The following is a 20,386-nucleotide window of genomic DNA, read 5'->3' as shown; positions in this document are numbered from 1 at the left end:
CGATGAGTTCGTCGTCGATACCTCTAACCGCACGCCCGCATCCGTGGCGCGATCCGTGGCACGGCTGGTCCTGGCCCATTTCAGGCCTAGTGGACCGGATTGCTTTCGGTCCCGTTCGGTCGGGGCGCCGTCAAAAGGGCGGTGGGTTGCTGGCTGCCCCGCTTGGCGACCCGCCAACCGTGGTTGCCGCGGGCGTGGGTGGCTTATCTGTGTAGTTCCGGCCGGTGGGGCTGGTCCATTCCAGGGTTCCGTTGCCGGCTTGCCGGACGGTCCAGTAGCTGTGGTGTTTGAGGACGTGGTGCCGGCGGCAGAGTCCTGCGAGGTTTCCGGTTTCGGTCGGTCCGCCGTGGGCAGCATCGTGGGTGTGATCAAGGTCGAGGTCCCGGGCCGGGATGCCGCAGCCGGGAAAACGGCAACGCGAATCCCTCGCCGCAAGAAGGCGTTTAAGGTCTTCGCCGGGCCGGTACCTGTCCACGGCCAGCACGGCACCGCTCACCGGATCAGTCAACACCCGATTCCATGCCGTGGCCTTGCCGGCGAGGTGCTTGGCAGTGGCGGGGTCAATCGGGTGGCGGCCACTCAGCTCGGCCGGAGCACCACCCAGACGGCCTTTCACCCAACGCTTTCCGGACCGCGAAAACTTGCCACCCATCAGCGTCAACACCGGCACCGTGACATCCACCCGGGCCGTGATCGCCGCCAGCAACCCGTCCGGGGTGTCGCGCCCGGTAGGTGCGCCCCTGAGCAGCAGGTCTGCGAAGAGATCAGCGCGCAAGTGGTCCATGGTGCGGGATTCGCCGACAGCCGTACTTGCAGCTGTGCCCAGCGCAGCGGCCGGTCCTGTTTCTTTTCCGGCCAGTTCCGTGTGCTTCTTGGCCATCTCGGTCAACCGGTCGTGGATCCCGTACGCCACCACGGCGGGAAGGGTCGCAGCAAGTTCGGCCATGCCATCCGGCAATGGGTTCACCCGCACACACCGCCCCGCCACAGCCCGCTCGTGCCGGACAACCAACGCCTCCGGGTGGGCTTTCTCTGCTTCGCGGGCCGCAACCCGCCGCAAACGGTTCGGCGCCTGCTGCTCAGCGCACGGCAACACCGCCGCCTCAAAGCCAGCCAGCACCTCGAGGTCATCCAACGCGGTCCCGGCGTCCTGGATCACCCGGGCATGTGTCAGGCTGATCCGCCCATCCGCCAAAGCATGGAACGTGCCGGGGAAACGGCCCAGCAACTCCAAGGCCTGGGCCATCTGGCGCTGCACCACCCGGTCACTCATCCGCGTCGCCGTAGCAATCTCCGCCGCCACCGCACGCTGCGCCAACTCCACCGCACCCAAACCAGCCACACCTGCGGCACCCGGTCCGGGTCCGCCGTCGGCCATCACCTCGGCAACCCTCGCCGCAACCGCAAGCGTGTACTCACGGAACGCCTGCAAACTCGCCATCACAGCCTCAACATGCTGCAAAGTCGAGACCAGATTGTCCAAGGCCACGCCAGGATCAAACACCGCATCACCCTGCGGCGCATCTTCCAAAACCGTGTTGGCCTCCATGAACCAATCCAAACAGCAGGGTCAGACATTTTTAGATGGCACCCTCAGCGGCGGGGCGAAGATCCCTCGCAAACGATCCCCAGTTCCCGGGCCCACAAACCGATCGCCGCTGCTTCAAGGTCTACGGGCCATTCAGCTCCGCATAGCCGGGCCAAGCGCCTGGCACGCGGAAGGTACTCAGCGATGACGGCTTCCTGCAGGCGCAGCTGGCTCTCCCGGCTGACACCGGCCGCCGGAAGTCTTTCGAGAACAGCCAGCTGTTCAGCATCCAGGAACGCCACGACCCTTTTCATGCCAGCGTCAGCCGACATCCCCTTCTCCGCAAGCAAAAGCTGCACCAGGAGGCGGTCGCGCATCATCGTTGTGACGCCGAGGAGAGCCACCACCTCGCCGCGACGGACCGCGGTCACTGCGTTCCCCATGAAGTACAGGAAAATCCGGACATCCTGATCAGGAAAACGGGCCGGTCCGGCAGCCACAGGAACGGCGGCCTAGGCGCCCTGCGGCACACCGTGCCGGTCGAGCAACATCTGCCGGGGCACGTCCCTGAGCGGATCCTCCGGGGAATGCATCATCAAGTCAATGTGGATCCAGTCGGAGGTCAGAAAGATGCGCGCGCCCGGACGGCCCGCCCGTAAGAGGCCCTACTCCGGCATCGCCATGGTGCGCAGGTCCAGCTGGCGGAGCACTCGGTCCGCGACTTCCGGGTCGGTGCCGGGTTCGCTGCGTGCGGCGACCACTTCCTGCCGGGCGGCATCGAGGGCGATGGTCTGGACGGTGATGGCCAGCTCGCGCCCGCGGCGCCGTTTCTCTTCGACGCTTTCGTTCTTGAGCGTGCCGTCCAGCAGTTCCGCGTGCAGGCGCGCCATTTTCTGCTTCACCAGCGCCACTTTCTCCGCCGGAAGCTCCTTCATGAGCTCGTGGTCCTTGAGCGCGGCGATGGCCGCCTTCTGCGCGCGCTTGGCCAGCAGCTTCGCGGCCTCTTCCTCGTGCGAACCGTCCTCGGCGGCTTTGAGCACGCGCATGAGCCACGGCAGGGTGAGCCCGGGCAGCACGAGGGTGGCCAGCAGCACCGCGCAGGCGATCACCAGGATTTCGTGGCGGGCCGGGAAGTCGCTGCCGTCGGCCACGGTGAGCGGCAGCGCCAAGGCAAGCGCCAGGGTCGCCAAGCCACGCATGCCGCACCACGTGAGGATCAGGACTTCCTTGAAGGAGGCGGGCTGGAGGGCTCCCTTCCAGCGGGCGGACACCGCCAGCAGGCCAAGCCAGGCGAACCGGACGGCGAACACCAGCACGCAGATCACCACGGCCATGCCCGCCATGCCGAACACAGCGGTCCCCTCTTCCCGGATGACATGCCGGATCTCCAGCCCCACCAGGCCGAACGCGAGGCCGGTGGCCAGCAGCTCCACCACGTCCCAGAACGCCGTGCGGGTAACCCGTTCCGCTGCGTCCTGCGGGCGGGCGTGGCGCTGGGTTTCCAAGGCGGTCACGACGACGGCGATCACCCCCGAGGCGTGCAGCTCTTCCGCCAGGATGTACGCAGCAAAAGGAATCACCAAGGTGACGGCGCTGCGCGCCACCATGGACGCCACGAGCTTGTTGATGAGCTTGCCGAACCAGCCCATGGCGATGCCTACGAGCACCGCCAGCGCGGCTCCAAGGATGAATTCCCACACGATGTTGGGGCCCATGTGGGTTCCGGCAACTGTGGCGGCGACGGCGGCCTGGAAGATCACGATGGCCGCGGCGTCGTTGAAGAGGCCTTCGCTTTGCAGCACGGTGATGAGCCGGCGAGGCATGTGCACCCGGCCGGCAACTGACTCGACGGCTACCGGATCAGGCGGCGCCACCATGGCGCCCAGGGCGATCGCGGCAGGGATGCCGATTCCCGGGATCATCAGCCAGGCCGCCCCGGCGACCACCGCCGTCGAGACCACCACCAAGGCGACCGCCATCAGCAGCAGCGTCCGCCAACGCACCTTGAACACGGCCCAGGAGCTCTTCTGCGCGGTCGCGAACAGCAGCGGCGGCAGGAAGATCGGCAGGATCAGTTCGGGATCGATCTCAAGCTCGGGAAAGCCCGGAATGAATGTCAGTGCGACGGCGATCAGCAGCATCAGCACCGGGTATGGCAGCCGGAGCTTGTCCCCCAAGCCCACTGCCGCCACGGTTGCGAGCAGCAATCCGATGATGAGTGCCAGCTGGTCCATGATTCAGGAGTCCCCCGTCCTTGCCACTGCCCCGGAAGCGGCCCGGAACGCGTCCTCCCAACATATCGCGGTGCCATGGGTCCCGCGGTTTCCCGGATGTGGGCTTACAGGGACGTGAGCGCCTCCACCACATCGCTGGATCCGTCACGGAACTCGATGGTCCGGCCGATGGTTTCCGGAAGCTCCAGGACGGCGGCAGCCACGAGTGCCGTGTTGGCCCGCGAGGTGCCGGTGCCCGCGGAAGGATCCGCTGGGTTGACGTCGATCAGGCCGGTTGCGGGCTCTTCGGTGAGGGTGCCGGGGCCGAGGATGGTCCAGTCCAGGCTGCTGCCGCGCAGGTACTCATCGGCGGCGGCCTTGGCCTCGGCGTAGGGGAAGAAGCTGTGGTTCTCGGGAATCCCGTGGCCTGGCCCCGCACCGAAATAGGACACCATCACGTAGCGTTTCACGCCTGCCTCGACGGCCGCATCCATGGACCGGATGGCAGCGTCGCGGTCCACCGCGTAGGTGCGGGCCGGGTTCCCTCCGCCGGCGCCCGCTGACCAGACCACGGCGTCGCTGCCGCGCAGCACGGCGGCGATCTCCGCCGTCGTGGAGTGCTCGACGTCGAGAATCACCGCAGCCGCTCCGCCCGCCATGACATCCGCGGCATGGTCCGGGTTGCGGATGAGCGAAGTGACCGAATGGCCTTCGCCGCTGAGGATCCGGGCAAGTTGCAGGGCCACTTTTCCGTGGCCGCCGATGATGGTGATCCGGGACATCTACCCATTCAAGCAGCCGGGTCACATGGCAACCAGTGATGTACATCACGAACCGTGGATGCATATAGTGCAGAACACAGGGCAGGTAACTGCCCGACCTGAGATCAGCAGGCAGGGTTGTAATGAGCTGGCGTCCACGGATGCCGGCTCATTTTTTGCTTAACCCGGCCTCACCGTTTTTCGACCCAGGAGGAAGCTTGAAACGAAAAATCGCCGTCGCGGCAGCGTCAATGATGATGCTGGCCGGTTGCGGAACGGCCGCGGGGACACCCGCCGGATCCTCGGCGCCATCCGGCGACGCCAAACCGCACGTGGCCATGCTGCTGGCCGGTTCCTCAACAGACAAGGGATTCATGCAGTCCGGGTTTACGGGGCTGAAGCGCGCAGAATCGGAACTTGGCGTCTCGGTTTCCGTCAAGGAAGGCGTAGCACCCACAACGGAGGCCTTGGCGGCAGGGCTGAGGGAGCTGGCAGCCTCGGACCCCGACATGATCATCGCCCACGGCGGACAGAACAGCGACGCCGCCGTCCAGGTGGCAAAGGAATTCCCGGACATCGCCTTCGTGGTCACCCAGGCCAACGTCAAAGGAGCAAACCTCTCAAGCTACGAGGTACTCCAGGAACACTCCGCATGGCTGGCCGGTGCTGCCGCAGGCCTCCTGACCAAGAGCAACGTGGTGGGCCACATGTCCGGGATCCGCCCCGTCCCCGGCTTGAAGGGCCGTGCCGCCTACGTGGACGGCGTGGCCCACACAAACCCCAAGGCGAAGGTCCTGAGCAATTTCTCCGGCGACCAGGACGACGTGGAACTGTCCCGGAAGATCGCCACCGCGGAAATCAAGGCCGGCGCCGACTACATCTTCACGATGCTCAATGCGGGCCGGCCGGGCGTGGCAGAGGCGATGAAGGCATCCGGCAAGGCACGGCAGTTCGGCAACGTCCGGGACTTCACCAAGGACGATCCGGCCATCTTCGCCGGCTCCGCGGTGGCCGACTCCGGAGCGGCAGCCTTCCAGGCCGTCAAGGACCTCGTGGACGGGAAGTTCTCCCCGGGGTCGACCAAGCACATCGGATTGGAAAATCCGGAGGCCGTGAGGCTGACCCTGGCGGCGGACGTTCCCAAGGATGTCCGCGAGAAGATTGATGGCCTCGCGAAGAAGATCATCGACGGGAGCATCACCGTCAAGACCGAATACAGCGGGCCCGAATTCACCGTGAAATAGATCGCATTCCGCCCGGCTCTGGGAAAGTACACGAAAACAGCGAAAGCCCCGGTTTCCCGGGGGCTTTCCTCTGTAGCGGTGGGGAGCAGAGGGCCTACTTCACCGCGCCCTTGAAGATGGCGTCCTTGTCGGAGAACATGTTCGGACCGGTGACCTCGACCCGGACGCTCCCGGCAGAGGTCTTGGGAACTCCAGCTGCAAACTTCACAGTCTGGCTCTCGCCCGGAAGGATCGTGCTCAGCGTTTGAAGCCCCAAATCAGTTGAGCTGTCAATAACCATCGATGCTTTGGCGTTCTTAGGGCCGTGGGTGACATTAGGCACAGACATCAGGACGGCTTCGAGGTCTTCCTTACTCCCGTTGTGAACCGTCAGTTCAAAGACGGCGGCCTGCCCCTCCACCGCTCCAGTCGCGTACTGGCCTACTTTGGTGAAGCCCAGAGACTTGACGGTGACACTAACGCCATTGTCGTACTTGACGGTTCCACCGAAGTCAGCCGAACGATCTGCCGGCGCCTCAGACGGCGGTACGGACGCTCCCTGGGCCGGCGACTCCACGGCCGGAGCCGCGTTGCTGACCGACGGGTCAGACTTCTTGAGCGCGTCGTCAACCGCGCCGACAAATGCCGCCGTCATGACCGTCACGATGATGGCGATGACGATCGAAAGCGCGCCGAGGATAATGCCGGTGATCGAAGTTCCGCGTGGCGTCCCTTTACGCAGGAAAATACCCAGAAGGCCAAAAAGTACTGCCAACGGGCCAAGGATGAAAGCCACGGTCCCAAGGACCGGGATGAACGACGCGACAATCGCGACGATGCCCAGGACGAGTGCTGCAACACCAAAGCCATTGCCGCGCTTTGGTTCGGGCTGAGGCGCAAACTGAGGCGCCTGGTAGGTGGGCTGAGTCATGAAAATTCCCCCATGGTTTTCAAATGAACCGTTATGCGAACGGATTACGAGGAATCGTAAGGGGAGGGTGTGACATTGATAAAGACTGCGGAATAAACAGCCGGAATGTGTCGTCCACGAAAACAGCGAAAGCCCCCGGTTTCCCGGGGGCTTTCCTCTGTAGCGGTGGGGAGGCTCGATCTCCCGACCTCACGATTATGAGTCGTGCGCTCTAACCAACTGAGCTACACCGCCACGAATGAGAAAGCCTGTGCCAGCCGGTCAAACCGCCTTGACACAGGCTCTCATTCAGAGCCCCCTGCCGGAATCGATCCGGCGACCTCGTTCTTACCAAGAACGCGCTCTACCACTGAGCTAAGGGGGCAACGAGTAAGTACTCTACCGGAGGTTCGCCCCTGACACCAAATCGAGCGCAAAGGCGGTTCCTGGAAGCCTTGACACAATTTGCGAAGCGCCCTGGAGCTTGTTCCACGGACGCCAAACAGGGCCCGGAACGGACCCCGGAAACGGAGGCGGGAGCACCGCCGTCGGGCGCTCCACGGTACGGTCCCGGGCGCCTCCCAAACAGAGCCGGTTAAACGCCCGAGGGGCCGGCACAATGCCGGCCCCTCGGGGTCAAACTAAGCAGTGAGCTTTACCACTTGCCCTTGCGGTTGAAATCGCGGTGTCCGCTCTCGCCGCCGTGGCGGGGTTTGCGCGCACCGTTGCCGTGGCCGCCGAAGCGGGAGTCGCTGGCCTGGCCGCGGTCGCGGTCGAAGCTGCGCTCGGAACGCTCGCTGTAGGAACGGCCGCCGCGGTCAGCGGGGGAACGTTCGCCGTCGTTGCGGCGGAAGTCCTTCTTGAAGCCGCCGCTGCCCTTGAAGTTGCCGCGGTTCTCGCGATCGCCGTAGCCGCCGCGCTCACGGTTCGGCTTGCGGCCCGTGTCCAGCTCCAGATGGATCAGCTCGCCGCCGATCCGGGTGCGGGACAGCGCCTTCCACTGCTCGGGGCTCAGATCGGCCGGGAGCTCCACCAGGGTGTGGTCGGAGCGGATGTCGATGCCGCCGATCTGCGAGGACGAGAAACCGCCCTCGTTGGCGAGGGCACCCACGATGGAGCCCGGCATGACGCGTTGGCGGCGTCCGACGGCGATCCGGTAGGTGGCGTTGCCTTCGGTCAGCGGGCGGCTCGGGCCACGGGAGCCGAAGCCGTCCTTGGAACGCTCGCGCTTCTGGAATTCCGGAGCAGCCGGCAGTTCCTTGACCAGCAGCGGCTGGCCGCCCTGGGCCATGACGGCCAGGGCCGCGGCGATCTCGGCGGCCGGGACCTTGTGCTCTTCCTCGTAGGAGGCGATCAGGTCGCGGAACAGCGAGACGTCCTCGGACTCGAGGGTCTCGGTGATGCGGTCGGCGAACTTGCCCAGGCGCAGCGAGTTGACGGTTTCCGCGGTGGGCAGGTGCATCTGCTCCACGGTCTGGCGGGTGGCCTTCTCGATGGCGCGCAGCAGGTACTTCTCGCGCGGGGTCATGAACAGGATCGCGTCACCGGCACGGCCTGCACGGCCGGTACGGCCGATACGGTGCACGTAGGACTCGGTGTCGTGCGGGATGTCGTAGTTGACCACGTGGCTGATGCGTTCGACGTCAAGGCCACGGGCGGCGACGTCGGTGGCCACGAGGATGTCGATGCGGCCTTCCTTCAGCGCGTCAACAGTGCGTTCACGCTGCTGCTGCGGGATGTCACCGTTGATGGCGGCAGCCTGGAAACCGCGGGCCTTCAGCTTGTCGGCGAGGTCCTCGGTGGCCATCTTGGTGCGCACGAAGGCGATCACGCCGTCGAACTCTTCGACCTCGAGGATGCGGGTCATCGCATCCAGCTTGTGCGGTCCCATGACCTGCACGTAGCGCTGGCGGATGTTGGAGCCCGTGGAAGTCTTGGACTTCACGGAGACCTCGGCCGGGTTGTTCAGGTACTGCTTGGACATACGGCGGATCTGGCCCGGCATGGTTGCCGAGAACAGGGCCACCTGGCGGGACTCGGGGGTCTCCTGGAAGATCTGCTCGACGTCGTCCGCGAAGCCCATGCGCAGCATTTCGTCGGCTTCGTCCAGCACCAGGTACTGGAGTTCGGAGAGGTCCAGGGAACCCTTGGCGATGTGGTCGATCACGCGGCCGGGGGTACCGACAACCACCTGGGCGCCGCGGCGCAGGCCGGCCAGCTGCGGGCCGTAGGCGGAACCGCCGTAGACCGGGAGGACGGTGAAGTCTTCCATGTGCTTGGCGTAGGAGGTGAAGGCTTCGGCCACCTGGAGGGCGAGTTCACGCGTCGGAGCCAGGACCAGGGCCTGGGTCTTGCGGGAAGGGCCGTTGAGGTCGTGCAGTTCGGCCAGGCGGGACAGCGCCGGAACAGCGAACGCGGCGGTCTTGCCGGTACCGGTCTGTGCGAGGCCGACGACGTCGCGGCCTTCCAGCAGCAGCGGAATGGTGGCTGCCTGGATGGGAGACGGCTTCTCGTAGCCGACATCCTGCAGGGCGGCGAGGACACGGCCGTCGAGGCCGAGGTCGGTGAAGCGGACGCCTTCTTCTTCGTCCTCGGCAGGAGCGGAAGCGGGAGCCTCGGCGGGGGTTTCGCTTGCGGGAGCGGAAGGAGCTTCAACCGCAGCGTCGACGTTTTCGGTGGTTTCGGCGTCGAGGTTTTCGATCTCGTTCGGGTTTTCGGGCATAGGGAAATATTCCTCATCCATAGGGGGCCAGTCGGCGCGGCCCGGTTGGGCTTGACCGCAGTACACGTCGCATACAACTGAGCCTGTGGGTGAGCCCGGCCGCACGCAAAGAAGTCCGGCGCTGTCGCAATCCCATGGCAGGACTTCGCGCTGCATCTCTTGGCTGCTATCCCAGCAGTCTGTACAGCGTTTTCTTCGCCCGGCTCTCCCTATGAAAATGCCCGCTTCGAAACCACGGGCCCCAACACTGACCAGTCCTGCCTCAAAAATTGGGCAGGAAAAAGGGATTTCCGGAGTGGGGGATACATCAATTGTAGGGCACGGCGCTGCCTGCCCGTGACACAGAGCCCGACGGCGGCGGTGAGTTTGCGCACAAAGCCTCCGCCAAGGCGGGCCTTGGGTCAGAAGCTGGCGCCTGCCCGGCGCATGACCTTGTCGAACTCGTCGTGGTACTCGGGCTGCAAGCGGATCTCGCCGTCGGCCTCGGCATCGAGCAGGGTCTGGACGTCCTCGACAGTGGGATCGCTGAACCACTTCCCCACCGTGATGCCATGCTTGGGGACGAAGATCCGGTGGACGTGGTCCCCTGCGGAAATGCTGCCGGTCTTCACCACACGGAGGTAGCAGCCCACCCGGCCGGCAGCGGTAAAGCGCTTGACCCACTGCGGTTCGTCCATGACCCGCTGGAAAGTGGCGCACGGAACGCGGGGCGAGGTCACTTCGACTTCAACGTCCAGGCCGATCTTCCAGCGTTCGCCGATCACGGCACCGGTGGTATCGATGCCGCGCACGCGGAGGTTCTCGCCGAAAATCCCGGGAGGCAGTTCACGCTGGAGTTCACCGGTCCAGTAGTCGGCGTCGTCCTGCGAATAGGCGTACAGGGCCTGGTCTTCGCCACCGTGGTGCAGGCGGCTGGCCTGGACGTCCCCGTGCACACCCAGCTTGTGGACCTTGACCGGCCCTTCGACGGGGCGTTTGTCGATGGCGGTGACGCCAACGCTGCCTTCCGGATCCGCCAGGAGCTGGTGCACACGGCAGACTGCGATCAACGATGCGGTGTCCATGGGATAAGCGTAGCGCTACGGGTCGAAGCGGTAGCCCATGCCCGCTTCCGTGTGCAGGTGGCGCGGTGCGGAGGGGTCGCTTTCGAGCTTGCGGCGCAGCTGGGCGATGTACACGCGCAGGTACTGGGTCTCCTTGGCGTAGGCCTGCCCCCATACCTGGGTGAGGATCTGCTGCTGGCTGACCAGCTTGCCGGCGTTGCGGACCAGCAGTTCCAGGATGCTCCATTCGGTGGGGGTCAGCCGCACCTCGCCGCCGTCCTTGGTGATCTTCTTCCCGGCCAGGTCCACCACGAAGTCCGCGGTTTCCAGCGTGGGCGCTTCGTCCCGCGGCCCGGCGCGCCGGGATGCCGCACGCAGGCGCGCCAGCAGCTCGTCCAGGCCGAAGGGCTTGGTCACGTAGTCGTCCGCACCGGCGTCGAGGGCCTCAACCTTGTCTTCGGAGCCGTGCCTGGCGGACAGCACGATGATGGGCATGCCGCTCCAGCCCCGGATTCCGCGGATCACCCCTACCCCGTCCATGTCCGGCAGGCCGAGGTCCAGCACCACGATGTCCACCGGATGCTTGGCCGCGGCCTTGAGGGCGTCGGCACCGTTGGACACAGTGAGTGCCTGGTAGCCGTGGGCGTGCAGGTTGATCTGCATGGCCCTCGCAATCTGCGCTTCGTCCTCGACGATCAGCACCAGGCTCACTGCTGCTCCCCTTCCCACAGCGGAAGGGTGACCACCATGGTCAGGCCGCCGCCCGGCGTCGGCTCCGCGGTCAGCGCGCCGCCCATCGCTTCGGTGAAGCCTTTCGCGACGGCGAGCCCCAGGCCGATGCCGCTGCGGCCGTCCTTGGCGGTGCCGGCGTCGTCCATTCGTTGGAAGGGCAGGAATAGGTCCAGAAGGGCCGACGGCGGTACTCCCCTGCCGTGGTCGACCACGCGCAGTTCTCCGGCCGGCCGCCCGTGGACTGCGATGCCGGCGCCGGTGCGTGCCTGCAGCACAATGTCCGCGCCCGGCGCGTACTTCACGGCGTTTTCAACGAGGTTGGCCACCACGCGCTCCAGCATGCCGGCGTCGGCTTCGACCGGCGGAAGGTTGGGGGCGATCTCGTTGCGGATCCGCTCCGGAGGCACCCCGCGCAAGGCCTCCTGCAGCACATGCTCCCAAGCCAGCCCGCGCAGGTGCGGGGTGACGGCGTCCGCGGTAATGCGGGACATGTCCAGCAGGTTGTCCACCAGATGGCCCAGCCGGTCCGTGTAGTCCTCGATCGTGGCCAGCAGCTCGCGTTCGTCCTCCAGGCTGAAGCTGACCTCCTCCTGGCGGAGGCTGCTGACGGCGAGCTTAATGCCGGCCAGCGGCGTGCGGAGGTCGTGGGACACCGCGCGCAGGATGGACGTGCGCATGGTGTTGCCTTCCGTGAGGCGGATGTTGTCCTGCCGGCTTTGGACCAGCTGCTGCCGTTCGCGCGCCGCCACTACGAAGGCCCCGAACGATGCGAGCAGCCTCTTGTGGCGGCCGGAAAAGGGGCCGCCGCGGAGCAGCAGCGTGTAATTCCCGTCGACGACGGCGGCATGGTCGGCCGCGGCATGGGCCAGCGGCGGCTGGGGTCCGGAACTTGCCAGCACCTGCCAGCGCGGCGCTCCCCCGCGGGCCGCCGGCCGGTGGGCCGCCGGCGGCGGCTGCGGGCCGTCGTCGGGCACTGCCTCCAGGAGGGTCACCGCGTCCGCGCCGAGCTTGGCGCGGACCTTGTCCAGGAACGATTCCAGGGTGTCGTCCGAGCGGAGGATCCGCAGGGCCAGCTCGTTCAGCGCCCGGGCTTCGGCCCCTGCCTGCGCGGCTTCCTGGGCGCGGCGGGTGGCCAGGCCCACCGCCAGGCCCACGCCGCAGGCCACGGCGAGGAAGACCAGCAGGATGAAGAGGGTGGAGGGATCGGCGATGGAGAACGAGCCCACCGGTTCGGCCGAGAAGTAGTTGAGCAGCGAGCTGCCCAGGACCGCCGCAACCACGGCCGGCCACAGTCCGCCGACGGCGGCCACGGCCACTGCGACGGCCAGCTGCAGGAGCATGATCATCGCGAAATTGCGGTAGCCCACCATCGTCACCAGGATTTCGACGGCGGGTGGCAGCAGGACTGCCAGGATGACGCCCGCCAGCACCCGGCCCCGCCCGATGCCGCGGACCGCAGCCTCCTCCGGGCCCCCGGCTTCCCCCTGTTTCAGTACACCCGTTGCGGCCATGCCCCCAATTCTGGCACCCCGCCGGGCAGAGCTCCCCATGCCGCCCCGGCGGTGTGCACGCTAGGCTTTCCTCAGCAATCACTGTGCAGCACGCAGGACCATGCGTCAGGCCGGGGCATCCCGCGCCGTCGAAAACATCCGGGGGATAAGAAGTATGGACCCGAACAGCAATCCGGCGAACGGAGAGGGCCAGGGCCGCGACGGTGCGCCCAAACCGCCACCATGGCAGGTGCCCCAGCCGGAGCTCCGGCCGGAGCTGCAGCAGCCCGGCGTCCCGGGCGGACCGCAGGGCGCACCCCCGCAGGGTTTGCCGCAGCAGCCGCCCGCCGTCGTCGACCCCTTTGCACGGGAACACGCCAAGCAGGCAGCGGAAGCGGAACACCGCAAGAAGCGTTCGCAGCGCCGGACGGTCCTCGTGGGCCTGGGCGTCACCGCACTGCTCGCCGGAACCATCACGGCGATCGTGGCCAGCCAGGAGGAAGACGCCGATTACGCACAGGTGTGCTTCAACGAAGAAACCGGCGAGCGCGTCGAGGACGTGAACTGCGGCAGCTCCGCTGGCCGCAGCTCCGGTGTTTACGCCTGGTACTTCTACTCCCGCGGCTCCAGCGTGCCGGCCATCGGCCAAAGCCGCACCTCGTACCCGAACTACACCCGGAACGTGCCCAGCAACGCGAAGACCTCCACGGGCTACAGCAGCAAGGGCGGAACCGTCAGCCGCGGCGGCTTCGGCGGAAGCTCCAAGGGCGGAAGTTCGGGCGGCTAGGCATGAAGAGACTTGCATCCACACCGCGGCCCGACTGGAAAGCGAAGATCGAAGAGCAGGGCCTGGTGTTTTCGACCACCACCACGCCCGATGGCCGGAAGATCGAATACTGGAACGAATCGGCCTACTACGAATTCACCATGGACGAGGTGGAAACCCTCGAAAAAACCGCCGAAGACATGCACCTCATGTGCCTGGAGGCGGCAAAGTTCCTGGCCACCGGTGCGATGGGCGGCATCGGGATCGGCCAGCAGGCCCTGGAACTCGCGGCGGAATCGCTGCAGGCCGGGGACATGGACATCTACGGCCGCTTCGACTTCATCTATGACGGCGCCGGCGGGCCCGCCAAGATGCTCGAGTACAACGCCGATACCCCCACGGGGCTGATCGAGGCCTCCGTGGCGCAGTGGTTCTGGCTGCAGGACGTCTTCCCGGAGAAGGACCAGTGGAACGGCATCCACGAGGCCCTCATCCGGCAGTGGAAGAAGCTGCAGTACCGCACCGGCATGAGCACCCTGCATGTGGCGCATTCGGAGGCCGAGGAGTCCGGCGAGGACTGGATGACCGCCGCCTACATGCGCGATGTGGCGAGCCAGGGTGGCTGGACCACTATCGGCATCAACATGTCGGACATCGGCTGGGACCCGAACCTCAACCGCTTCGTGGACCTGGACAACTTCATGATCAGCACCATGTTCAAGCTGTATCCGTGGGAACTGATGATGAAGGAGCCATTCGGCCACCGCCTGCTGCAGCGCGCCCACAACCCGCGCTGGGTGGAGCCGGCCTGGAAGATGCTGCTCTCCAACAAGGCGCTCCTCGCGGCGCTGTGGCACCTCTACCCGGACCACCCCAACCTGCTGCCCGCGTACCTCAACGATCCGGGGCCGCTCAAGGAATGGGTGGCCAAGCCCCTGCACGGGCGCGAAGGCGACAATATCCGCATCCATGCGCCCGGCGTCGAGATCAACCAGCCCGGCAACTACGGACGCGAAGGCTGGTGCTTCCAGCAGTACCACCAGCTGCCCGACTTCGACGGCAACCATCCGGTCCTCGGCCTGTGGGTGGTTGACGGGGAATCGGTGGGCTGCGGCATCCGCGAATCCGACGGCCCGGTCACCGACTACTTCTGCCGCTTCGTCCCGAACACCATCGACGCACCGGCGCCGAACCTCGCGCCTTCCGCCTCCGCAACGAATGGAGCCGCCCTGTGAGCATCGAAACCCCGACGTCGTCCGGCAGCCCGCTGCCCGGCGGCACCGTTCCCGCCAAGGGGCTGCGCGCCGGAATCCTCGACCTCGGCGACTCCGTGATGCTTGGCATGGCCTCGACCGCTCCGGTGTATTCCCTCGCGGCGACGCTTGGACTGATCGTTGCGCTGAACGGCGACTACACGCCGCTGATCCTGGTGCTCGGCTTCATCCCCGTGCTGCTCATCGCCTACGCCTACCGTGAGCTCAACAGCGCCATGCCCGACTGCGGCACCACCTTCGTCTGGGCCCGGAAGGCCTTCGGACCATGGGCCGGCTGGCTGGGCGGCTGGGGCGTCGCCTTGGCCGGGATCGTGGTGCTGGCCAACCTTGCGCGGGTGGCGGGGCAGTACGTCTGGCTCCTGGTAGGCGACGGTTCGCTGGCGAAGAACACCTGGCTGGTGACCGGAACCGGCGTGGCCTTCCTCGCCCTGATGACGTTCGTGAACTACCGCGGCATCCGCCTGGGCGAACACGTCCAGCGCACGCTCACCTACATCCAGTACATCTCGCTGGGCATCTTCGCTTTGGCACTGATGATCGCCATCGGCACGGGCAGTGCAGGCACCATCACGCCCTTCAGCTTCGAATGGTTCAACCCCGCCGGGGCCTTCACGGATCCCGGCGCCGTGATGCAGGGTGTCCTGCTGGCACTGTTCCTCTACTGGGGTTGGGATACCTGCTTCGCCCTGAACGAGGAAACCGAAAACCCGGCGAAGACCCCGGGCCGCGGTGCCGTGCTGTCCGCCTGCGTGCTGCTGGCGGTCTACACCGCCGTGACCCTGCTGGTGCTGATGTACGCCGGCTCCGGAACCGAAGGAATCGGCCTGGGGAACAGCGGGAACGAGTCCGACGTCTTCCTGGCGATGAAGGACGTTGTGCTGGGCCCGTGGGGCTGGCTGATCGTGGTCGCGGTCCTGGCCTCGGCGCTCTCCTCGACCCAGACCACCATCCTGCCCACCGCCCGCGGCACCCTGTCCATGGGCGTGCACGGAGCCCTGCCGCAGGCCTTCGCCAAGGTGCGCCCGGATTACCAGACCCCAGGCTTCTCCACCCGGGTCATGGGTGGGGCCGCGATCGCGTACTACGTGGTGATGACGGCCCTGAACCGGAACCTGCTGGCAGATTCGATCAGTGCGCTCAGCCTGTTCGTGGCCTTCTACTACGCCCTGACCGGTTTCGCCTGTGTCTGGTACTTCCGCGGCACCCTGCGCGATTCGGCCCGGAACCTCTGGTTCCGCGGGATCCTGCCCCTGCTGGGTGCCCTGTCCCTCACCGCTGCCTTCGTCATTTCCGCGGTGCAGATGTGGTCTCCCGGCTACGGAGCCAGCACCGTCTTCGGTATTGGCGGGGCCTTCGTCAGCGGCGTACTGCTCCTGCTCCTTGGCGTCGTGCTGGCCGTGGCGTGCCGCTTCGCGCCGTCCACCAGGGAGTTCTTCACGCGGAAGCCGGTTCCGGCGAAGTAGTCAGCCAGCCACCGAGGCCGGCTCCTTCGTCACCGCGTCCTTGCGGATGGTCGCGCTGATGACGGCCGCCACCGTGCACATCGCCGCGGCGCCGAGCCACGCGTAGGTGTAGTGACCGGTGGCGTCCCGGACGTACCCGGCCGCCACCGCCGCTCCCGCCGCGCCCAGCTGGTGGGCGGCGAACACCCAGCCGAACACCACGGAGCCGTCCGCGCCGAATACCCTGCGGCAGATTGCGGCGGTGGGCGGCACCGTGGCCACCCAGTCCAGGCCGTACACCACAACGAACACGATCATGCTCGGCTGCACCGTCGAACCCAGCAGGAGCGGTAGCACCAGCAGCCCGATGCCGCGGAACTGGTAGTACACGGCCAGCAGGACCTTCGGGTTGAAGCGGTCCGTCAGCCAGCCCGAAGCGATGGTTCCCACGATGTCGAAGATCCCGACGACGGCCAGCAGCCCGGCCGCCGTCGTTTCCGGCATGCCGTGGTCATGCGCGGAAGGGATGAAGTGGGTGCCGATCAGTCCGTTCGTCGTGGCTCCGCAGATCGCGAAGCCGGCCGCAAGGCCCCAGAAGGTGCGCACCTTGCTGGCGCGCTTGAGGACCTGCAGCGCGCGGACCGCAGCGTTCGGAGAGTCCCCGGCCGCCGCCGTCGGGACCACCGCTTCGGCCGTTTCGGCGCCGTAAGGCAGGACGCCGACGTCGGCGGGTGAGTTCCGGAGCCAGCGCAGCACGAGCGGGACGACGGCGAGCGCGCCGGCCGCAATCAGCAGCGAGGCGCCGCGCCAGCCCGGATCCTGCGCGAGGGCCGCGATGAGCGGCAGGAAGACCAGCTGCCCCGCGGCGCTGCCCGCAGTGAGGACGCCGATCACCAGGCCGCGGCTCTTGGCGAACCAGGTGTTGGCGATGGTCGCGGCGAAAACCAGTGCCATCGATCCGGTGCCCAGGCCGATCAGCAGGCCCCAGGTGAGCAGGATCTGCCAGGACTGGTTGACGAACACGGTCAATGCCGAGCCCAGGCCGATCAGGCACAGCGCCAGCGCGGTCACGGTGCGGATGCCGAAGCGTTCCATGAGGGCGGCGGCGAACGGCGCAGTCAGGCCGAACAGCACCAGGTTGATGCTCACGGCCAGGGACAGCACGGTGGTGGACCAGCCGAACTCGGCCTGCAGCGGAACCATCAGCACGCCGGGTGCCGCGCGGAAGCCTGCCGCGCCCACCAGGGCGAGGAACGCGACGGCGGCAACAATCCAGGCCGGGTGCAGGCGGCGCCGGTTCGGTTTGCCTGCGTTCTTGCCTGCGTCTTTACCGGGGCGGAGCCCGGTGGCGTCGGGGGCGGTCATCCGGGGATCTCCGTTTCGTGCGGGGCGGGGGCAGGTGTATCAGAGGGCGCGACGGCGAGCGGCACAGGCTCCGCGGTGCGCGTCAGGCTGTGCCAGCTGGTGTTGGCCGCGGTGAGCCGAACGCCGCAGTGTTCGCAGGTATCGGCCGAAGACGTTTCGCGGCCGCAGCCCCTGTGGATGACCTTCACGTGCGCCGTCTCGTCCGGGGCGTCGAGATGCTTTTCCGCCCAGATGATGACGGCGTTCAGCACCGGCAGGGCGTCTTCGCCCTTGGGGGTGAGGACATATTCCTGGCGGGCCCGGCCGTTGTCCGTGTACGGGCGGCGGGCGAGGAGTCCGGCGTCGAGCAACCATCCGAGGCGCTTGCTCAGCACGGTGTCCGCGCAGCCGAGCCGCTGCTTCATGGCGTCGAAACGGCCGTTGCCCAGGAAGACTTCGCGCATGACCAGGCTGCTCCAGGGATCGCCGAGCACGTCGAGGCCGCGTGCCAGGCTGCAGGCGCGGGCGGACCAATCGGAGCGGAGGGGCATGGATCGATGATAGGTGGCTATCTTCAAGAAAGCTATCCCGGAGGATGGGCGGTGACGGCACGGTGGCCGTTTCATGTACGGGAAATACACCAATAGTTCACCGCCGGTGCCTACCGTGGTGAGGCCAGAGCCGACCCACGAAAGGCATCCCACATATGGCTCCCCATGACTCCCACGACACGAACCACCTCCCGGACAACGAGACCCGTGGCCTCTCCCGCCGCGGCTTCCTGGGTGCAACGGCAGCAGCGACGGCGCTTGCTGCCGCAGGCTCCCTCCTGCCGCCGTCGGTGCAGGCCGCCATGGCCAAGCCGGTTCCACCCGGCAGCCTGCAGTCCATCAAGCACGTGATCATCCTGATGCAGGAGAACCGTTCCTTCGACCACTACTTCGGTTCGCTGCGCGGCGTCCGCGGTTTCGGGGACAAGTCCATCACCCGCCTGCCCAACGGCAACTCGATGTTCGAACAGCCGCGGGCCACGGGCGAAATCGTGCTGCCGTTCTCCCTCCGCAAGGCCGCGGAGCTGGCGGGCCGCCCGGATTCGGACATCCAGTACCTCGGCGACCTTGACCATTCCTTCAACGGCACCACCGCCGCCTGGAACAACGGCTGGTGCGACAAGTGGATCCCGGCCAAGAGCGCCTCCACCATGACGTTCTACGAGCGCAGCGACATCCCGCTGCAGTTCGAGCTCGCCGATACCTTCACCATCTGCGACGCCTACCACTGCTCGGTCAACGGCTCCACCAACCCCAACCGCAACTACCTCTGGAGCGGCACCACCGGCACGGAGAAGGCCACCGGCAAGCGCGCCGTCACGAACGCCGCCTACAACTACGCCCATGCCGGCTACGACTGGACCACCTATCCGGAGCGCCTGGAGCAGGCCGGCGTGTCCTGGCAGATCTACCAGGACTGGGACAACTTCACGGACAACGCGGTGGAGTACTTCGACACCTTCAAGGCGATCGGGCACAAGGTCCTGGCCGCCGTCGACGGGGACCTGCGCACCACGGAGGAGTTCTACGACTCCCTGCACGGCAAGGCCCCGGAGGAGCAGGACCGCCTGCTCGCCCAGCTGGCCGCCGGCCGGGAACTGCTCAACGATGCCGAGAAGGCGCTGTTCGACAAGGCCATGTTCCGTGGCCGCCCCAACACCCTGCTGGAACGCCTGGGCGCGGACATCGACGCCGGCACGCTCTCGAAGGTCAGCTGGCTGGTTCCCTCCGCCGCCGACTCCGAGCACCCCGGCGCCTCCACGCCCGTGGGCAGCGCCAACTTCGTCTACCGCCTGCTGGACATCGTGGCCAGCAGCCAGGAAACCTGGGACAGCACCGCCATCTTCCTCAACTTCGACGAGAACGACGGCTACTTCGACCACGTCCCGCCGCCCGTGCAGCCCCGACCGGCCTCCGGCGAGTCCACCGACTGGACCACGGCCCGCCCCATCGGCCTGGGTCCGCGGGTCCCCATGACGGTCGTTTCGCCATGGACGATCGGCGGCTACGTCAGCTCGGAAGTCTTTGACCACACCTCGATGATCCGCTTCCTCGAAGCCTGGACCGGCGTGCAGGAACCGAACATCTCCGCGTGGCGCCGCGAGGTCTGCGGGGACCTGACCGGCGTCTTCAACTTCGCCTCCGCGGGCACCCCGCCGGTGGTGGAGCAGCCGGGCCCGGTTCCGGCCAAGATCAGCCGCTGGCGCCCGGTCCCGCCGGCCGTGCAGGTGGCACCGATCCAGGAAGACGGCACCCGCCCGGCACGTCCGCTGCCCTACCGGCCGCGGACGTCCGCCGCGGTAGCGGCCGACGGCGTCACGCTGTCCCTGCGCAACCAGGGCACCAGTTCCACGCACTTCGCCGTGTACGGCTACGCGGGCGAGGTCACCGAACCGCGCCACGTGGACGTCAAGGCGAGCGAGACCGTGAAGCTCCCGGCGCCGTCGGGCAGCTTCGACCTGATCGTCACGGGGCCCAACCGGTACCAGTACGAACTCAAGGGTTCGACGGCGGGTGCGGCGGCCGGCGTCGACGTTTCCGTCACGGGACGCAGCGGCGATGCCCTGCACCTGGAACTGCGTAACAGCGGCTCAAGCCCGGTCACCCTGCAGCTGGTGTCCCTGCAGTACAAGGAGCTTGGCACCACCCTGAAGCTGCAGGCCGGCGCCACCAAGGCCCTGGCTTGGGAAACCTTGAGCGGCTGGTACGACATCGAGGCCACGGTGATCGAGGACGCGAGCTTCCGCCGCCGCCTCACCGGCTGCGAGGAGAACGGCCTGCCGGGGATTTCCGGCTAGCTTCGGGGCCGGCGGCAACCGTCCTCACCTTGTTTGAACAGGAACGGCCGCGGCACTCCGGTGATTCCGGGGTGCCGCGGCCGTTGCTCA

At 66.8% G+C, this 20,386-nt stretch carries 16 protein-coding genes and 2 tRNA genes; 5 read left to right on the top strand and 13 right to left on the bottom strand.

Translation table 11 applies throughout. From position 1 onward, the window contains the following. Nucleotides 1-130: 130 nt before the first annotated feature. The 4 genes from BIU82_RS15405 to BIU82_RS15390 form a co-directional block, all read right to left on the bottom strand. Nucleotides 131-1,549 carry an HNH endonuclease signature motif containing protein gene (locus BIU82_RS15405; protein ID WP_083292371.1) on the bottom strand — a complete coding sequence of 473 codons (1,419 nt, stop codon included), beginning with the start codon at nucleotides 1,547-1,549 and terminating at the stop codon, nucleotides 131-133. Between the two features lie 44 nt (nucleotides 1,550-1,593). Continuing rightward, nucleotides 1,594-1,971 (bottom strand): hypothetical protein, encoded by a 378-nt coding sequence (locus tag BIU82_RS15400; protein ID WP_070350302.1) that lies wholly within the window; start codon nucleotides 1,969-1,971, stop codon nucleotides 1,594-1,596. Nucleotides 1,972-2,193: 222 nt separating this feature from the next. Continuing rightward, nucleotides 2,194-3,762 carry a Na+/H+ antiporter gene (locus BIU82_RS15395; protein ID WP_070350301.1) on the bottom strand — a complete coding sequence of 523 codons (1,569 nt, stop codon included), beginning with the start codon at nucleotides 3,760-3,762 and terminating at the stop codon, nucleotides 2,194-2,196. 104 nt (nucleotides 3,763-3,866) lie between these two features. Then, a complete protein-coding gene (locus tag BIU82_RS15390; protein ID WP_070350300.1) occupies nucleotides 3,867-4,523 on the bottom strand; it encodes an SDR family oxidoreductase in 657 nt (218 codons plus the stop codon). 197 nt (nucleotides 4,524-4,720) lie between these two features. On the opposite strand from BIU82_RS15390, the gene BIU82_RS15385 reads away from it, so the two are divergent. After that, nucleotides 4,721-5,746 carry a BMP family protein gene (locus BIU82_RS15385; protein ID WP_070350299.1) on the top strand — a complete coding sequence of 342 codons (1,026 nt, stop codon included), beginning with the start codon at nucleotides 4,721-4,723 and terminating at the stop codon, nucleotides 5,744-5,746. A gap of 94 nt (nucleotides 5,747-5,840) precedes the next feature. Here BIU82_RS15385 and BIU82_RS15380 read toward each other — a convergent pair whose 3' ends face one another. From BIU82_RS15380 to BIU82_RS15350, 7 genes are all read right to left on the bottom strand, one after another. Continuing rightward, a complete protein-coding gene (locus tag BIU82_RS15380; RefSeq protein WP_070350298.1) occupies nucleotides 5,841-6,656 on the bottom strand; it encodes a DUF308 domain-containing protein in 816 nt (271 codons plus the stop codon). Nucleotides 6,657-6,816: 160 nt separating this feature from the next. Beyond that, nucleotides 6,817-6,890: transfer RNA gene (locus BIU82_RS15375), tRNA-Met, on the bottom strand. 58 nt (nucleotides 6,891-6,948) lie between these two features. Beyond that, nucleotides 6,949-7,020, bottom strand: a tRNA-Thr gene (locus tag BIU82_RS15370). 270 nt (nucleotides 7,021-7,290) lie between these two features. After that, complete coding sequence (locus BIU82_RS15365; protein WP_070350297.1) at nucleotides 7,291-9,357, bottom strand: DEAD/DEAH box helicase; 2,067 nt, start codon at nucleotides 9,355-9,357, stop codon at nucleotides 7,291-7,293. Between the two features lie 401 nt (nucleotides 9,358-9,758). Next, on the bottom strand, nucleotides 9,759-10,421 hold the full coding sequence (locus BIU82_RS15360; protein ID WP_070350296.1) for an MOSC domain-containing protein: 663 nt from the start codon (nucleotides 10,419-10,421) through the stop codon (nucleotides 9,759-9,761). A 15-nt stretch (nucleotides 10,422-10,436) separates the two neighbouring features. Next, a complete protein-coding gene (locus BIU82_RS15355; RefSeq protein WP_070350295.1) occupies nucleotides 10,437-11,111 on the bottom strand; it encodes a response regulator in 675 nt (224 codons plus the stop codon). Beyond that, nucleotides 11,108-12,643 (bottom strand): ATP-binding protein, encoded by a 1,536-nt coding sequence (locus BIU82_RS15350; RefSeq protein WP_070350294.1) that lies wholly within the window; start codon nucleotides 12,641-12,643, stop codon nucleotides 11,108-11,110. Before BIU82_RS15350 ends, BIU82_RS15355 begins: the two co-directional genes overlap by 4 nt. Before the next feature lie 154 nt (nucleotides 12,644-12,797). On the opposite strand from BIU82_RS15350, the gene BIU82_RS15345 reads away from it, so the two are divergent. Genes BIU82_RS15345 through BIU82_RS15335 form a run of 3 tightly spaced genes read left to right on the top strand, consistent with a single transcriptional unit; the run spans nucleotide 12,798 to nucleotide 16,125 of the window. Further along, nucleotides 12,798-13,409, top strand: a complete 612-nt coding sequence (locus BIU82_RS15345; protein WP_070350293.1) for a Tat pathway signal protein — start codon at nucleotides 12,798-12,800, stop codon at nucleotides 13,407-13,409. Nucleotides 13,410-13,411: 2 nt separating this feature from the next. Continuing rightward, nucleotides 13,412-14,623: a glutathionylspermidine synthase family protein gene (locus tag BIU82_RS15340; RefSeq protein WP_070350292.1), complete on the top strand. Its 1,212-nt coding sequence runs from the start codon at nucleotides 13,412-13,414 to the stop codon at nucleotides 14,621-14,623. Then, nucleotides 14,620-16,125 carry an APC family permease gene (locus tag BIU82_RS15335; protein ID WP_070350291.1) on the top strand — a complete coding sequence of 502 codons (1,506 nt, stop codon included), beginning with the start codon at nucleotides 14,620-14,622 and terminating at the stop codon, nucleotides 16,123-16,125. The genes BIU82_RS15340 and BIU82_RS15335 overlap by 4 nt, the downstream gene beginning before the upstream one ends. Here the strand turns inward: BIU82_RS15335 and BIU82_RS15330 are convergent, their stop codons facing one another. Then, nucleotides 16,126-17,469, bottom strand: a complete 1,344-nt coding sequence (locus BIU82_RS15330) for an MFS transporter (RefSeq protein ID WP_070350290.1) — start codon at nucleotides 17,467-17,469, stop codon at nucleotides 16,126-16,128. After that, nucleotides 17,466-17,999, bottom strand: a complete 534-nt coding sequence (locus BIU82_RS15325; RefSeq protein ID WP_070350289.1) for a helix-turn-helix domain-containing protein — start codon at nucleotides 17,997-17,999, stop codon at nucleotides 17,466-17,468. The genes BIU82_RS15330 and BIU82_RS15325 overlap by 4 nt, the downstream gene beginning before the upstream one ends. A 155-nt stretch (nucleotides 18,000-18,154) precedes the next feature. Between BIU82_RS15325 and BIU82_RS15320 the strand changes: the two genes are divergently transcribed. After that, complete coding sequence (locus tag BIU82_RS15320) at nucleotides 18,155-20,296, top strand: phosphocholine-specific phospholipase C (RefSeq protein ID WP_070350288.1); 2,142 nt, start codon at nucleotides 18,155-18,157, stop codon at nucleotides 20,294-20,296. The last annotated feature ends 90 nt before the right edge of the window (nucleotides 20,297-20,386 follow it).

This window comes from Arthrobacter sp. SW1 (assembly GCF_001766675.1).
Classification (GTDB): Bacteria; Actinomycetota; Actinomycetes; order Actinomycetales; family Micrococcaceae; genus Arthrobacter.
This window is presented reverse-complemented; position numbering and strand designations above follow the sequence as displayed.